Raw genomic sequence first — 15,168 nt, forward strand, 5'->3', positions numbered from 1 at the left:
CATGAGCCGCAAGCCCTTGTCACATCGGGCTTTGCAGCCTTTTTTCGGCGCGGCAATCGTTACAATCGAGGCCGCGCGGACGTTTTCAACGAGGTAAGAATGACTGATTTTTCCGGCTCTCGCGTGCTCGTCACGGGTGCTTCGGGGTTCGTCGGTTCCGCGGTCGCGCGGCTCGCCATCGAACGCGGTTTCGACGTGCGCGTGCTCGTGCGCAAGACCAGCCCGCGCAGGAACGTCGAATCGCTGGACGCGGAGATCGTCGTCGGCGACATGCGCGACGAAGCGTCCATGCGCGCCGCGCTCAAGGGCTGCCGCTTCCTGTTTCACGTCGCCGCCGATTACCGCATCTGGGCGCCGGATCCGGCCGAAATCGAACGCGCGAATCTCGAAGGCACCGAAGCGACGATGCGCGCGGCGCTGTCCGAAGGTGTCGAGCGCATCGTTTATACCAGCAGCGTCGCGACGCTCAAGGTGACGAGCTCGGGCGCGATCGTCGACGAGACGAAGCCGTCGGATGCGCAGAGCACCATCGGCGCATACAAGCGCAGCAAGGTGCTCGCGGAGCGCGCGGTCGAGCGCATGGTCGCGCAGAACGCGCTGCCGGCGGTGATCGTGAATCCGTCGACGCCGATCGGCCCGCGCGACGTGCGCCCGACACCGACCGGGCGCATCATCGTCGAAGCGGCGACCGGCAAGATCCCCGCGTTCGTCGATACGGGCCTCAATCTCGTGCACGTCGACGATGTCGCGAACGGGCACTTTCTCGCGCTCGAACGCGGCAAGATCGGCGAGCGATATATCCTGGGCGGCGAGAATCTGCCCTTGCAGCAGATGTTGGCGGACATCGCCGGATTCGTCGGGCGCAAGCCGCCGACCATCAAGCTGCCGCGCGGGCCGCTTTATCCGCTCGCGATCGGCGCGGAGCTGTTCGCGAAAGTGAGCGGAAAGGAGCCGTTCGTGACCGTCGACGCGCTGCGCATGTCGAAGAACAAGATGTACTTCACGTCGGCGAAGGCGGAACGCGAGCTGGGCTACGCCGCGCGGCCGTACGCGCAAGGTCTGAAGGACGCGCTGGACTGGTTCCGGGAGAACGGGTATCTCGCTTGATGAAGCGCCAAATCATTCCGTGAAACGTTCCGGCCATCGCGACGCGGCCGGAAGACAGCAACTCTTGTATAAGACTCGAAAAAAATTAAGTCATTGAATTCGCAAGAAAAACGCCCGTTTTGGCCAATTTCGCAAGCCGAAATTCACACGCGCGCCCTGCAAAATCAGGCAGAATAGCGGTTTGTTGCCGGAGGGGTGACGAGGCCGGCGGTTTTTTCCAACCTGTTTTCGGATGTCGAGACAAGCGATGAGTAATCAGCAACCCACCATCATCTACACCCTGACCGACGAAGCTCCGCTGCTCGCGACCAGCGCCTTTCTGCCGATCATCCGTGCCTTCACCGCGCCGGCGGGCGTCAACATCGAGACGAGCGACATCTCCGTCGCGGCCCGCATCCTCGGCGAATTCCCCGAATTCCTGACCGACGAGCAAAAGGTCCCCGACAACCTCGCGAAGCTCGGCGAACTCACGCAGGACGCCGACACCAACATCATCAAGCTGCCGAACATCAGCGCGTCGCTGCATCAGCTGACGAGCGCGATCAAGGAACTGCAAAGCAAGGGCTACAAGCTGCCCGACTATCCCGAAGAGCCGAAAAACGACGAAGAAAAGGCCATCCGCGCGCGCTATGGCAAGTGCCTCGGCTCGGCCGTGAACCCGGTGCTGCGCGAAGGCAACTCGGACCGCCGCGCGCCGCTCGCCGTGAAGAACTACGCGAAGAAGCATCCGCACAGCATGGGCGAGTGGAGCATGGCGTCGCGCACGCACGTCGCGCACATGAAACACGGCGACTTCTATCACGGCGAAAAGTCCATCACGAACGATAAAGCCCGCGAAGTGCGCATGGAACTCGTGACGAAGCGCGGCGAAACCATCGTGCTGAAGCCGAAGGTCAAGCTGCAGGAAGGCGAGATCGTCGACAGCATGTTCATGAGCAAGAAGGCGCTCGTCGAGTTCTACGAAGACCAGATGCAGGATGCGTTCGACACGGGCGTCATGCTGTCGCTGCACGTCAAGGCGACCATGATGAAGGTCTCGCACCCGATCGTCTTCGGCCACGCCGTGAAGGTGTTCTACAAGGACGCGTTCGCCAAGCACGGCAAGCTCTTCGAAGAACTCGGCATCAACGTGAACAACGGTCTCGTCGATCTGTACACGAAGATCGAAGCACTGCCGGAATCGCAACGCGATGAAGTCATCCGCGACATGCACGCGTGCCACGAGAAGCGCCCGGCGCTCGCCATGGTCGATTCGGCCAAGGGCATCTCGAACCTGCACGCGCCGAACGACGTGATCGTCGACGCATCCATGCCCGCGATGATCCGCGCGGGCGGCAAGATGTGGGGCGCCGACGGCCGTCCGCAAGACACGAAGTGCCTGATTCCGGAAAGCACGTTCGCGCGCATCTATCAGGAAATCATCAACTTCTGCAAGACCAACGGCGCGTTCGATCCGAAGACGATGGGCACGGTGCCGAACGTCGGCCTGATGGCGCAAAAGGCGGAAGAGTACGGCTCGCATGACAAGACGTTCGAGATCGCGGAAGACGGCACGGCGCGCATCGTCGACAACGCGACGGGCGAAGTCCTCGAAGGGCTGACGCAGGAAGTCGAGAAGGGCGACATCTGGCGCATGTGCCTCGTGAAGGACGCGCCGATCCGCGACTGGGTGAAGCTCGCCGTCACGCGCGTGAAGAACTCGGGCACGCCGGCCGTGTTCTGGCTCGACCCGTATCGTCCGCACGAAGCCGAACTCATCAAGAAGGTCGAGACGTACCTGAAGGATTACGACACGACCGGCCTCGACATCCAGATCATGTCGCAAGTGCGCGCGATGCGTTACACGCTCGAACGCGTGATCCGCGGCATGGACACGATCTCGGTCACGGGCAACATCCTGCGCGACTACCTCACCGACCTGTTTCCGATCATGGAACTCGGCACGAGCGCGAAGATGCTTTCCATCGTTCCGCTGATGGCGGGCGGCGGCCTGTACGAAACGGGCGCGGGCGGCTCGGCGCCGAAGCATGTTCAGCAGCTCGTGCAGGAAAACCATCTGCGCTGGGACTCGCTCGGCGAATTCCTCGCGCTGGCGGTGTCGCTGGAAGAGCTCGGCATCAAGAACGACAACGCGCGTGCGAAGCTCGTCGCGAAGGCGCTCGATTCGGCCACCGGCAAGCTGCTCGACAACAACAAGAGCCCGTCGCCGAAGACCGGCCAGCTCGACAATCGCGGCAGCCAGTTCTATCTCGCGATGTACTGGGCGCAGGAACTCGCGTCGCAGTCGGAAGACAAGGCGCTCGCCGAGCAGTTCGCGCCGCTCGCAAAGACGCTGGCCGAGAACGAGCAGAAGATCGTCGATGAACTCGCCGCCGTGCAGGGCAATGCGGTGGATATCGGCGGCTACTACAAGCCGGACGAGAAGAAGCTCGAAGCCGTGATGCGTCCGAGCAAGACGTTCAATGCCGCGCTCGAACAGGTGCGCGCGAAGTAAGTTGGGCTGAAGCGCGTTCATTCGCGCTTCGGTGATGAAACCGGCATCGCCTTCGGGCATGCCGGTTTTTTTTGCGCGCGCCGCATCCAACGATCTTTACAGACGCCGGTTCGCCTCTGCATACACTGTCCGCCCCGACAGGAAACCTCATGCAGAACGATCTCATCCAGCGCGCCAGTCGAGCTTATGCGGAGCACGCGTTTGGCATCGCCGTCGAATTGGCCGATGAAGCCATCGCCGAGAATCCGCGCAACGCCGATGCGCTTCATCTGCGCGGCCTGATCGCGCTGGCGCTGCGCAAGCCGGAAGACGCGCGAACGTGGCTCGCACGCGCCATCGAACTTTCCGCGCATCCGGGCTTTTGCAACTCGCTTTGCGTGACGCAGCTGCACCTGCGCGACTTCCCGGCCGCGGCGCAAAGCGCGCGCCTCGGACTGCGCATCGCCGATGAGCGCTTTCCGGATTACGGCGACATCGCCCTGCTTTGGTTCAACCTCGGACTTGCGTTGCAACTCGACGAGCAGATGGAAGCGGCGGCGCAGAGTTATCGGCGAGCGCTCGGGCATCGGCCGGATCACGCGGCATCGCATAACAATCTGGGCGCGGTACTCAACCGTCTGGGCGATCTCGACACGGCAATCGAGCATACGAAAGCCGCCATCGCGCTCGATCCGGACAACCTCGAAGCGCACAGCAATCTCGGCCATGCGCTGCTCGCGGCGGGACGCTACGACGAAGCGTGGCCGCATTTCGAGCACCGTTGGGCAAGCTTTCAGACGGACGGTCAGACGCTCGGCGCACGCGCGCCCGAGTTGCCGATTCCGCTCTGGCGCGGCGGCCCGCTTCCCGCCGGCGCGAGCCTGCTCGTGCTGCACGAACAAGGCTTCGGCGATGCGCTGCAATTCTGCCGCTACCTGCCGATGGCGCTGGAACGCTTCGCGCGCGTCGGCTATGTCTGTCCGACGCCGCTGCGGCGGCTCTTCGAAGAATCGCTGTGCGCGCGCTGGCCGAACATCGTTCTCGTCGACGGAGACGCCGTCGATCTGTCCGTGTGGACGCACCATTGCCCGCTGATGTCCTTGCCGATGTGTTTCGGCACGCGCATCGGCAATATTCCCGCGCCGACGCCCTATCTGCGCGCCGATCCCCAACGCGCGCGTTTCTGGGCGGAACGAATCGGCGAGCGCTCGATGCCGGCGGTCGGTCTCGTCTGGGCGGGCGGCCACACGCATTCGCGCGGCGACAAACGGCGCAGCATCGCGCCGGAAACGCTCGCGCCGCTGCTCTCGTATCGCGGCGTGCGATGGATCAGCCTGCAAAAGGCCGAGCACGCCGACAAGCAACTGCCGCCCGCGTTCGCCGGCCAGATCGCCGACTGGATGGACCGCGTCGGCGACTTCGCGGACACGGCCGCGCTCATCGACGGACTCGATCTCGTGATCGCGGTCGATACGTCGGTCGCGCATCTCGCCGCCGCGATGGGCAAGCGCGTCTGGCTGCTGAATCGCTTCGCGGGCTGCTGGCGGTGGCTGCGCGATCGCGACGACACGCCGTGGTATCCGGACATGCGCCTCTTCACGCAGACGAAGCGCGGCGACTGGACCGACGTGCTGACGCGCGTGCGCACCGAACTCGAAAACCTCGGCGAGCGCGTCGTCTGACACACGGTTGCGTGCATTTCGTTACAAGGTGTGGCGGTATCGGAGAAGTCCAGCGGGTAGAATCGGGGCCTCACTGCTAGCACGCACGTTACAGACACACTCGCATGAATCTACAAGACCAGCTCGGCGCGCTGGAGTCGAGCCTCGATACGCTCCTTCAGACCGCTGCCGCATCCGCGCGCTCATCCGCCGGCTCGCCTGCCGCTCCGCCCGCCGTATCGGACGAACCGCCCGCTTTGCGCGATGTGCGCGAACCGGTCGATGCCGACGCGCCCGCCGAACCGCCCGCGCTGAACGAGCCCCCGACGCTCGTCGTGTCGCGCCCGGAGCGCGATGCGGTCGAAATGACGATCGCGGGCAAGACGGTGAAGCTGAGCCCGGAAGGTGTGTCGGAACTGATCGAGGAATTGTCGAACGTGCGCGCGTCGATGTCGCCGGATCAGCCTGCGGGCATTGCACCGGGATGGCGCTTCGCCGCCACGAAGAATCCCGTCATGGCGACGCAGAAATACGCGAACGGCGACCGCCTGCTGGTCTTGCGCCACGCCGGGCACGGCTGGGTGCCGTTCACGTTCTCGCCGAACATGGTCATCGAGCTGTATGCCATGTTGACGAAGAAGTGAGAAGCCGCGTTTACGAACCTTCCTGCGTCGGCGCCTGCACGCGCGCCTTCCATTGCCCGCCCTTCCCGCTCCAGTACCGCACGGCCGAGCCGATCGTCGCGCTGACGTAGAACAACGCGACGAGCGGCAGGAGCGGCGCCCACAACAGCGATCTGCGGTAATAGCGCAGCATCGGACCATAGGCGATGCACATCAGCGCCCACGCGGCGCATGCGGGCCACGCGCTCGCGCCGTATGCCAGCGCGAGCACCGGCGGCGCGAGATAGATCACCGCCATACCGAGCACGGTGCCGGCAAGCAGCAGAGGCGAATAGCGCAATTGCGTGAACGCCGTGCGCGCGATCATGTTCCAGATGTCCCGCCAGCTATCGTACGGACGCAGCGACACGCTGTGCTCGGCGAGATCGAGGCGGATCGGGCGCGCGTCGTTGCGGCCCGCGCGATGCTTGATGCGCGCGGCGAGACTGCAATCGTCGATCAGTTCCTGCCGGATCGATTCGATCCCGCCCGCCTCCACGAGCGCCGAACGGCGCACCAGCATGCAGCCGCCTGCCGCGCCGGCGGTCGCCTTCTTCGCGTCGTTGACCCATTCGAACGGATAAAGCTTCGCGAAGAAGAAGACGAACGCCGGAATCAGCGCCTTTTCCCAAAGGGAATCGCAGCGCAGACGGACCATCAGCGAGACCAGATCGCGGTCTTCGAGAATCGTGCGCGCGACGAGTTGCGTGGCGGCATCGGCCGGATGGTGGATGTCCGCGTCCGTGAGCAGCAGGAATTCCGCCGGCAGGCCGAGCTTGTCGATCGCGCCGATGCCCTGCGACTGCGCCCACACCTTGCCCGACCAGCCCGGCGGCAGCGGCTGCGCGGTCAGTATCGTCAGACGGTCTTCGAGGCCGAGATCGCGGGCGGCGGCGAGCGCGACGTTCGCGGTGCCGTCGGTGCTGTGGTCATCGACGACGATCACATGGAACGCGCCCGCATAGTCCTGCTTGAGCAGCGAGCCGACCGCGCGGCCGATGACGTCGGCTTCGTTGCGCGCAGGCACGACGGCGACGAGCGCGGGCCATGCGCCGCGGCGCGCGATCTCGGCGTTGCCGACAGCGTGGATCGTCGTATCGGATAGCGCCGGCGCGGGTTGCGCGCGCCAGAATCCGCCGCGGGCGAACAGCAGCACGATCCAGATCAAGAAAGACAGCCAGGCGATCAATAGCATGAGTAAACGATTAGCTTGAAAACAGTGGCGCAGCCGATGCGCGCGATGGACCCGGCGTTGCGCGAAAAATACACCGGGGAAACAGCGCGGCGAGCCGGTCCGCGAGGCCGCGCGGCAAGGGCGCGTGGCGCGGATCTCGCCGCCATGCGGTCCGAAGCGTCCGACAGTTTACTGGGTTCTCAAAATCGCCGTATTTGCGTGTGCCGAAGCGCGTCGCGAAGTGAAGCGGGCATTGAGCACCCAAAAAGGGAACGCGTTAGAATACGCGGTCAACTTCGGCGCGCAGACCGACCCCACCGTGTCTTTTTTTCCGGTCTGCTTTCCCCGGCCTTCCTGACGCTTCCGAGCGTCGTTCGTGGCCAGGTCTTCGGGAAAGTGCGAGCTTCGCGCCGGCTAACCCGAGACCCGCGCCAGTCGGAGTTCGTTCGAATATGCGTATCATCCTTGCTCAACCCCGCGGCTTTTGTGCGGGCGTGGTCCGTGCGATCGAAATCGTCGATCGGGCCCTCGAACGGCATGGCGCACCGGTTTATGTGCGTCACGAGATCGTTCATAACCGTCATGTGGTCGACAACCTGCGCAGCAAGGGCGCAAAGTTCGTCGAAGAACTCGATGAAGTGCCGCACGGCGCGGTCGCGATTTTCAGCGCGCACGGCGTCGCGCAGAGCGTCGAGAAAGATGCGCGGACGCGCGGGCTCGACGTGCTCGACGCGACCTGCCCGCTCGTCACCAAGGTTCATGTGCAGGGCCGCCAGTATGTATCGCAGGGGCGCACGCTCATTCTGATCGGCCATGCGGGTCATCCGGAAGTCGAAGGCACGATCGGGCAGATTCCCGGCGTCGTCGTGCTGGTGCAGAGCGAAGCCGAAGTCGCGACAATGACGCTCGCGCCCGATACGCCCGTCGCCTATGTGACGCAGACGACGCTTTCCGTGGACGACACGCGCGGCATCATCGATGCCTTGCAGCGCCGCTTCACGGATATCGTCGGCCCGGACACGCGCGACATCTGCTACGCGACTCAGAATCGCCAGGCCGCCGTGCGCGAGCTGAGCACGCAAGTCGATGTGCTGCTCGTGGTCGGCGCCACCAACAGTTCCAATTCGAACCGCCTGCGGGAAATCGGCGCCGAGAGCGGCGTTCCGAGCTATCTCGTCGCGGACGGTTCGGAGATCAAGCCGGAATGGTTTGCCGACGTGCAAACGGTCGGCATCACCGCGGGCGCTTCGGCGCCCGAGGAAATGGTCAAACATGTGATCGATGCCCTGCGCGCGTTCGGACACGTCGAAGTCACGACGATGAACGGCCGCGAGGAAAAGGTCGAATTCAAACTCCCCGCGAAGCTCACTCAGCCGGTCGCCGCCGTTGCGGCAGCCGCGGTTCGCGAAGAATAAGGAGAGGACACAATTGTCTATCCCGATGCTCCAGAAGGCCCGCGTTGGCGCCTATATCTTCAAGCAACACCTGACGGGCACCAAGCGTTACCCGCTCGCGCTGATGCTGGAACCGCTGTTCCGCTGCAATCTCGCCTGTAACGGCTGCGGCAAGATCGACTATCCGGATCCGATCCTGAACCAGCGTCTGTCGCTGCAGGAATGCCTCGAAGCCGTCGACGAATGCGGCGCGCCGGTCGTGTCGATCGCGGGCGGCGAGCCGCTGCTGCACAAGGAAATGCCGCAGATCGTGAAGGGCATCATGGCGCGCAAGAAGTTCGTGTATCTCTGCACGAACGCGCTCCTGATGGAAAAGAAGATGGACGATTACGAGCCGAGCCCGTACTTCGTCTGGTCCGTGCATCTCGACGGCGATCGCGAGGCGCACGATCGCTCGGTTTCGCAGCCGGGCACGTACGACAAGGCTGTCGCGGCCATCAAGGAAGCGAAGCGCCGCGGGTTCCGCGTGAACATCAACTGCACGCTGTTCAACGATGCGGAGCCGGAACGCGTCGCGAAGTTCTTCGACACGCTCGGTCCGATCGGCGTGGACGGCATCACGGTTTCGCCGGGCTATGCCTACGAGCGCGCGCCGGATCAGCAGCACTTCCTGAATCGCGAAAAGACGAAGAACCTGTTCCGCGAAATCTTCAAGCGCGGCAACAACGGCAAGAACTGGTCGTTCAGCCAGTCGACGCTGTTCCTCGATTTCCTCGCGGGCAACCAGACGTATCAATGCACGCCGTGGGGCAACCCGGCGCGCACGGTGTTCGGCTGGCAGAAGCCGTGCTATCTGGTCGGCGAAGGTTACGTGAAGACCTTCAAGGAACTGATGGAAACCACCGACTGGGACAAGTACGGCACGGGCAAGTACGAGAAGTGCGCGGACTGCATGGTCCACTGCGGCTTCGAGGCGACCGCCGTGATGGACACGGTGGCGCATCCGCTGAAGGCCGCGAAGATCGCGCTGTCGGGCCCGCGCACGACGGGCGCGTTCGCGAAGGATCTGCCGATCGACAAGCAGCGTCCGGCCGAGTACGTGTTCTCGAAGCACGTCGAGATCAAGCTGGAAGAGATCGGCCGCGCGCAGAAGAACAAGGGCGCGAAGACGGCGGCGGCGGTGAATTGAGCTTCGGTTGAACGGAGCGTGGAAAGGGCGAATGGCTTGGGTCATTCGCCCTTTTTGATTTCTCTGCTACCAGATGGTCCTGACGTGTTCGTACCTTCGAATCTGCCGGTCCTTGGTCACCAGCGGAGCGGATAGCGAACGCGCCGTCGCGACTATCATGCGGTCGGCTGGATCGCACCTCGCGCAGCGCCCAAAAAAAACGCGACGGCTCTCACCGTCGCGTTATCTTCAATCACCACCCAGCAGCATCAACTCAGCAGCACTTCCCCGCTCCCGACCCGTACCTCGCCTCCTGCCGCTCGCGGAAGAACTCCGCGTAGCTCATCACCGGCTTGTCGGGATGCGTCGTCTGCATGTGCGTGACATATGCGTCGTAATCGGGCATCCCGACCATCAGACGCATCGTCTGGCCGAGATACCGTCCTGCCTGCCGAAGATCGCTGAACATCGCTCGACTCCTTAGTGGCCCGCGCGCACCGCGGTGGAAGCGCCGGAAGGCATCGCTTCGAACGGCGTTTCGCGCACGGTCGGCTTCGCTTCGCGACGCGCCCGCAGCACGGCCAGCACGCCATATACCGCGATGCTCAACACCACGAAGATGAACAGGCCGGCAAGCGCCGCATCGACGTAATCGTTGAAGATGATGCGCTGCATTTCCGCGAGCGACTTCGCCGGCGCCATCACCTTGCCCGCGTCGTAGGCGTCCTTCAGCTTGCCGGCGTGCGCGAGGAAGCCGACCTTCGGATTCGCATCGAAAATCTTCTGCCAGCCGGCCGTCAACGTGCAGATGAGCAGCCACGCAGTCGGCACGAGCGTGACCCACGCATAGCGTTCGCGCTTCATCTTGAACAGCACCACGGTGCCGAGCATCAGCGCGATGCCCGCGAGCATCTGATTCGAGATGCCGAAGAGCGGCCACAGCGTGTTGATGCCGCCGAACGGATCGACCACGCCCTGATACAGGAAGTAGCCCCACGCGGCGACGCACAGGCCCGTCGCGACGAGGTTGGCCGGCAGCGATTCCGTGCGGCGCAGCGCCGGGTGGAACGTGCCGAGCAAGTCTTGCAGCATGAAGCGGCCGGCGCGCGTGCCCGCATCGACGGCGGTGAGGATGAACAGCGCCTCGAACAGAATGGCGAAGTGATACCAGAACGCCATCATCGCCGGGCCGCCGATCACCTGATGAAGAATGTGCGCCATGCCGACCGCGAGCGTCGGCGCGCCGCCGGCACGCGCGACGATGGTCGTCTCGCCGACCGCCTTCGCCGTCGACGTCAGCATGTCGGGCGTCAGCACGAAGCCCCAGCCCGAGACGGTCTGCGCGACCGCTTCGGGCGTCGAGCCGAGCAGCGCGGCCGGGCTGTTCATCGCGAAGTAGACGCCCGGTTCGATCACGCACGCGGCGACGAGCGCCATGATCGCGACGAACGATTCCATCAGCATCGCGCCGTAGCCGATGAAGCGCATGTTGACTTCGTTGTCGATCATCTTGGGCGTCGTGCCCGACGAGATCAGCGCGTGGAAGCCCGACACCGCGCCGCATGCGATCGTGATGAAGAGGAACGGGAACAGATTGCCCGACCACACGGGACCCGTGCCATCGACGAACTTCGTGAAGGCCGGCATCTTCAGTTCGGGCGCGACGATGAGAATCCCGATCGCGAGGCCGAGGATCGTGCCGATCTTGAGGAACGTCGACAGATAATCGCGCGGCGCGAGCAGCAGCCATACCGGCAGCACCGACGCCACGAAACCGTAGCCGATCAGGATCCACACGAGCTGCACGCCGGTGAACGTGAAGTACGGCGCGAGCGTCGCGGATTCGGCGACTTGTCCGCCGTACACGATCGCGAGCATCAGACCGACGAAGCCGATGATGGAAACCTCGCCGATGCGTCCCGGGCGAATGTAGCGCGTATAGACACCCATGAAGAGCGCGATCGGAATCGTCGCGGCAACCGTGAACGTGCCCCACGGCGAATTCGTCAGCGCCTTCACGACGATCAGCGCGAGCACCGCGAGAATGATCACCATGATGAGGAACGCGCCGAACAGCGCGATCACGCCGGGCACGGTGCCGAGTTCCATCTTGATGAGATCGCCGAGCGAGCGGCCATCGCGGCGCGTCGAGATGAACAGGACCACGAAGTCCTGCACCGCGCCCGCGAACACCACGCCCGCGAGAATCCACAGCATGCCGGGCGTGTAGCCCATCTGCGCCGCCAGCACCGGGCCGACGAGCGGACCCGCGCCCGCGATCGCCGCGAAGTGATGGCCGAACAGCACGTACTTGTTGGTCGGCACGTAGTCGAGACCGTCGTTGTGACGAACGGCCGGCGTCATGCGCAGGCCGTCGAGCTGCAGCACTTTCGTCGCGATGAAGCGTGAGTAGAAGCGGTAAGCGATGAGATAGACGCAGACCGCCGCGATGACGATCCATAGTGCGCTAATCCGCTCGCCGTGCGCGAGCGCGATGGTGCCGAATGCGAACGCGCCCAGTAGCGCGAGCGCGATCCAGACCAGGAATCCGGAAGCCCGATTCATGGCGTCTCCTTAGTTATTGACCCTTCCGGGCCGATGATTGCGCCGTGATAGCGCATTGGGCGGTAGTATTCGCTTTCGCCCGGGCGCTTACAAGCGCATAACTACTTATGCGCGCTACGTGGCTTCACGTACCGGAAAACCCTGTGTTTCCAGCAAGCGGCGCGCCGCGGCTTCGAATGTGAACACCCTGTATCGATGAATCTCAAGGCAAAGATCTTCCTGCTCGCGATCGTGCCGTTCGCGCTTGCGATCGGCGGCATCACCTACGGCGTGCGCCAGCAGGCGCAAGCGCTCGCAGCAGCGCAGCACGACACGACGCAGGCCGCGTACCTGTCGAGCAAGGAGATCGAACTGCGCCATTACGTCGAGATTGCGACGAGCGCGATCGCGCCTTATTACGACGCACCCGCCGACGATCCGCGCAGCGACGACGAACGCCGCCGCCTCGCGCTCGACGCGCTTCAACGTCTCGACTTCGGGCAGGACGGCTACTTTTTCGTCTACACGATGCGCGGCACGTCGCTGATGCATCCGCGCCAGCCGGATCTCGTCGGACGCGATCTCTGGCTCATGCGCGATCCGAACGGCGCGCTGACCATCCAGGAACTGATTCAACAGGCGTCGAAAGGCGGCGGCTATGTGCGCTACGTGTGGCGGCGTCCGTCGACCGGACTGATCGCGCCGAAGCTCGGCTATGTCGTGCCGCTCGAACGCTGGGGCTGGATGATGGGCACGGGCATCTATCTGGAAGATGTCGAGACGACGCTCGCGCGCATCGATTCGCAGGCAGCCGGGAATATCCGCCGCACGCTCATGTGGATCGGCGCGATCGCGCTTTTCGGGCTCGCGATCATCGCGGTGTGCGGCGCGGTGCTCAACATCAGCGAGCACCGCAGCGCGGACGCGAAGTTGAAGCGCCTCGCGCGGCAAGTCGTCGATTCGCAGGAACAGGAACGCGCGCGGCTATCGCGCGAATTGCACGACGGCATCAGCCAGATGCTCGTCTCCGTGAAGCTGCTGCTCGAATCGGCGCTGGCGCGTTTCGAACGGAGCGCGGCGCGCGAACCGACCGCCGAAGCCGCGCTCGCGACGAGCCTCGGACGCCTTTCCGGCACGCTGCGCGAAGTGCGCCGCATCTCGCACGCGCTGCGTCCCGCGATGCTCGACGATCTCGGCCTCGCCGCCGCGCTCGAACAGCTCGCGCGCGAATTCGACGGACAGGACGGCCCCGAAGTGCGCTTCGAAGCGACCGCCGAGGGCAAGCCTTGTGCACCGCAACGCGCGACGCTGCCCGATCCCGTCAATACCGTGCTCTTCCGCATCGCGCAGGAAGCGCTGACCAACGTCGCGCGGCACGCGCAGGCTTCGCGCGCGGCGGTCACGCTCGATATCGCGACGCACGCCGTCACGCTCGACATCACCGACAACGGCCGGGGCTTCGACGCGCACGACGCGTTTTCCGATCCGGCGAGCGGCATCGGCCTGCGCAACATGCGCGAGCGGCTCGACACGCTCGGCGGCACGCTCGCGATCGACTCGCAGCCGGGCCGCACGTCTATCGTGGCGCGCGTACCGCTGCCGCTCGCCGCACCGAATCTTCAAGGACATACCGATGAGCGCTGAAATCGCCCGCATCATTCTGGTCGACGACCATCCGCTCGTGCGCGACGGCTTGCGCGCGCGGCTCGACTCCGTGCCGCATCTGCGCGTGATCGGCGAGGCCGGCAACGCGAAGGAAGCGCTCGCGCTCGCCGCCGACGAAGCGAATCCGCCCGATCTCGCGCTAATGGACGTCGGCATGGCCGGCATGAGCGGAATCGAACTCGCGGCGCTGTTCCACGAGCGGCATCCGGGTATCCGCGTGCTGATGCTGTCGATGCACGACAACGTGGAATACGTGAAGCAGGCGGTGCGCGCGGGCGCGAGCGGCTACGTGCTGAAGGATTCGCCCGCCGCCGAGATCATTCAGGCGATCGGCGCGGTGCTCGCCGGCAAGACGTTTTTCAGTGCCGGGCTGGCCGCGCGCATGATCCAGGCACAGTCGATGCAGACGCCGCTCGAACGCCTGACGCCGCGCGAACTCGACATTCTGGATGCGCTCGCCGAAGGCTTATCGAGCAAGCAGATTGCGCAGCAGCATGGGCTGTCGGTGCGGACGGTGGAAACGCATCGACAGAACATGAAGCGCAAACTGGATATCGACGGACAGGCCGAACTCATCAAATTCGCGGTGGAGCACCGCCGCACCTGAAGCCCGGCCCGCCCTGACAGAGAGCGATCAGCCCGCGGAACGGGCGTTATGCTCGGAAAGGAACTTGATGAGACCGTCGACGCCGCCCTTTTGCAGCTGACCGACGAATTGTTGCTGATAGACCTGGATGAGCCATGCGCCCATCATGTCGATGTCATAGATTTTCCAGCCCTGCGGTGTCTTCTGCAGGCGATAGCGCACCGGATTGTCGCCGCCCGTGGAAATGACATGTGATTCGACGACGGTGTCCTTCGCGTTGGCGTCGACGTTGGGCGCGTCGAACTTGAAGGTCACGTCCTGATCGCGGAGCTGCGCGAGCGATGCCGCGTAGGTGCGGACCAGCAGCGTCTGGAACTGGTCGTAAAGCTGCTTCTGCTGCTCGGGCGTGGCGGTCGCCCACGCCTTGCCGACCGCGATGCGCGTCGTGCGCTGGAAGTCGGTGGCGGGCAGGAAACGCGTCTCGACGAGTTGCGTGATCTTCGCCATGTCGCCGCCGCGCGCCTGCGGGTCGGCCTTCATGGCCTTGACCGTGCCTTCGACGGCATTCTTGACGACGGCATCGGGACTCGTTTGTGCGAATGCCTCGCCTGTGAAAGACATCGAGGCAAGGAGGAAAGCGAAGCAAATAGACAGATAGCGTTTCATGGCACCCGTTCTCTAATCAGGTTTGGTGGCGCGGGTAGTGCGGCCTTCGGACGTTGCAGGAGCGGCCA

General features: G+C 64.2%; 12 protein-coding genes and 1 pseudogene. 8 read left to right on the forward strand and 5 right to left on the reverse strand.

Going from position 1 to position 15,168, the window contains the following annotated elements; translation table 11 throughout:
• The first annotated feature begins 99 nt into the window (after window positions 1-99).
• The 4 genes from hpnA (at window position 100) to NCS00_RS20065 (ending at window position 5,885) form a co-directional block, all read left to right on the forward strand.
• Window positions 100-1,107 (forward strand): hopanoid-associated sugar epimerase, encoded by a 1,008-nt coding sequence (gene hpnA / locus NCS00_RS20050; protein ID WP_250440816.1) that lies wholly within the window; start codon window positions 100-102, stop codon window positions 1,105-1,107.
• 247 nt (window positions 1,108-1,354) lie between these two features.
• Window positions 1,355-3,601, forward strand: a complete 2,247-nt coding sequence (locus NCS00_RS20055; protein ID WP_250440817.1) for an NADP-dependent isocitrate dehydrogenase — start codon at window positions 1,355-1,357, stop codon at window positions 3,599-3,601.
• Between the two features lie 149 nt (window positions 3,602-3,750).
• The gene (locus tag NCS00_RS20060) at window positions 3,751-5,262 is read left to right on the forward strand and encodes a tetratricopeptide repeat-containing glycosyltransferase family protein (protein ID WP_250440818.1); all 1,512 of its coding nucleotides are present in this window, start codon (window positions 3,751-3,753) and stop codon (window positions 5,260-5,262) included.
• Window positions 5,263-5,366: 104 nt separating this feature from the next.
• Window positions 5,367-5,885, forward strand: coding sequence for a hypothetical protein (locus NCS00_RS20065; protein WP_008354286.1), 519 nt, complete (start codon window positions 5,367-5,369; stop codon window positions 5,883-5,885).
• A gap of 10 nt (window positions 5,886-5,895) precedes the next feature.
• Here NCS00_RS20065 and NCS00_RS20070 read toward each other — a convergent pair whose 3' ends face one another.
• Window positions 5,896-7,098 carry a glycosyltransferase gene (locus NCS00_RS20070; protein ID WP_008354285.1) on the reverse strand — a complete coding sequence of 401 codons (1,203 nt, stop codon included), beginning with the start codon at window positions 7,096-7,098 and terminating at the stop codon, window positions 5,896-5,898.
• A gap of 431 nt (window positions 7,099-7,529) precedes the next feature.
• On the opposite strand from NCS00_RS20070, the gene ispH reads away from it, so the two are divergent.
• Entirely contained in the window at window positions 7,530-8,492 is a 963-nt protein-coding gene (gene ispH, locus NCS00_RS20075) for a 4-hydroxy-3-methylbut-2-enyl diphosphate reductase (protein WP_008354283.1), read from the forward strand.
• Window positions 8,493-8,505: 13 nt separating this feature from the next.
• A complete protein-coding gene (gene hpnH / locus NCS00_RS20080; protein WP_250440819.1) occupies window positions 8,506-9,660 on the forward strand; it encodes an adenosyl-hopene transferase HpnH in 1,155 nt (384 codons plus the stop codon).
• Window positions 9,661-9,726: 66 nt separating this feature from the next.
• On the opposite strand, the pseudogene NCS00_RS20085 reads toward hpnH, so the two are convergent.
• From NCS00_RS20085 to NCS00_RS20095, 3 genes and pseudogenes are all read right to left on the reverse strand, one after another.
• Window positions 9,727-9,834: pseudogene (locus NCS00_RS20085) on the reverse strand (PIN domain-containing protein); the annotation flags it as partial.
• A gap of 79 nt (window positions 9,835-9,913) precedes the next feature.
• A complete protein-coding gene (locus tag NCS00_RS20090) occupies window positions 9,914-10,108 on the reverse strand; it encodes a YbdD/YjiX family protein (RefSeq protein ID WP_008354281.1) in 195 nt (64 codons plus the stop codon).
• Between the two features lie 11 nt (window positions 10,109-10,119).
• The gene (locus tag NCS00_RS20095; protein WP_008354280.1) at window positions 10,120-12,204 is read right to left on the reverse strand and encodes a carbon starvation CstA family protein; all 2,085 of its coding nucleotides are present in this window, start codon (window positions 12,202-12,204) and stop codon (window positions 10,120-10,122) included.
• Window positions 12,205-12,399: 195 nt separating this feature from the next.
• Between NCS00_RS20095 and NCS00_RS20100 the strand changes: the two genes are divergently transcribed.
• Window positions 12,400-13,827 carry a cache domain-containing protein gene (locus NCS00_RS20100; protein WP_250436190.1) on the forward strand — a complete coding sequence of 476 codons (1,428 nt, stop codon included), beginning with the start codon at window positions 12,400-12,402 and terminating at the stop codon, window positions 13,825-13,827.
• Window positions 13,817-14,455, forward strand: a complete 639-nt coding sequence (locus NCS00_RS20105) for a response regulator (RefSeq protein WP_008354278.1) — start codon at window positions 13,817-13,819, stop codon at window positions 14,453-14,455. Before NCS00_RS20100 ends, NCS00_RS20105 begins: the two co-directional genes overlap by 11 nt.
• Window positions 14,456-14,482: 27 nt before the next feature.
• Here NCS00_RS20105 and NCS00_RS20110 read toward each other — a convergent pair whose 3' ends face one another.
• Window positions 14,483-15,100 carry an MlaC/ttg2D family ABC transporter substrate-binding protein gene (locus NCS00_RS20110; RefSeq protein WP_175982336.1) on the reverse strand — a complete coding sequence of 206 codons (618 nt, stop codon included), beginning with the start codon at window positions 15,098-15,100 and terminating at the stop codon, window positions 14,483-14,485.
• Window positions 15,101-15,168: the final 68 nt, after the last annotated feature.

The sequence above is a fragment of the Caballeronia sp. AZ1_KS37 genome (assembly GCF_023631165.1).
Taxonomy (GTDB): domain Bacteria; phylum Pseudomonadota; class Gammaproteobacteria; order Burkholderiales; family Burkholderiaceae; genus Caballeronia; species Caballeronia zhejiangensis.

Bases quoted from the DNA above. Each gene is read 5' to 3' on its own strand.
- hpnA (WP_250440816.1), top strand. From the start codon at position 100: ATGACTGATTTTTCCGGCTCTCGCGTGCTCGTCACGGGTGCTTCGGGG.
- NCS00_RS20055 (WP_250440817.1), top strand. From the start codon at position 1,355: ATGAGTAATCAGCAACCCACCATCATCTACACCCTGACCGACGAAGCT.
- NCS00_RS20060 (WP_250440818.1), top strand. From the start codon at position 3,751: ATGCAGAACGATCTCATCCAGCGCGCCAGTCGAGCTTATGCGGAGCAC.
- NCS00_RS20065 (WP_008354286.1), top strand. From the start codon at position 5,367: ATGAATCTACAAGACCAGCTCGGCGCGCTGGAGTCGAGCCTCGATACG.
- NCS00_RS20070 (WP_008354285.1), bottom strand. From the start codon at position 7,098: ATGCTATTGATCGCCTGGCTGTCTTTCTTGATCTGGATCGTGCTGCTG.
- ispH (WP_008354283.1), top strand. From the start codon at position 7,530: ATGCGTATCATCCTTGCTCAACCCCGCGGCTTTTGTGCGGGCGTGGTC.
- NCS00_RS20090 (WP_008354281.1), bottom strand. From the start codon at position 10,108: ATGTTCAGCGATCTTCGGCAGGCAGGACGGTATCTCGGCCAGACGATG.
- NCS00_RS20095 (WP_008354280.1), bottom strand. From the start codon at position 12,204: ATGAATCGGGCTTCCGGATTCCTGGTCTGGATCGCGCTCGCGCTACTG.
- NCS00_RS20100 (WP_250436190.1), top strand. From the start codon at position 12,400: ATGAATCTCAAGGCAAAGATCTTCCTGCTCGCGATCGTGCCGTTCGCG.
- NCS00_RS20105 (WP_008354278.1), top strand. From the start codon at position 13,817: ATGAGCGCTGAAATCGCCCGCATCATTCTGGTCGACGACCATCCGCTC.
- NCS00_RS20110 (WP_175982336.1), bottom strand. From the start codon at position 15,100: ATGAAACGCTATCTGTCTATTTGCTTCGCTTTCCTCCTTGCCTCGATG.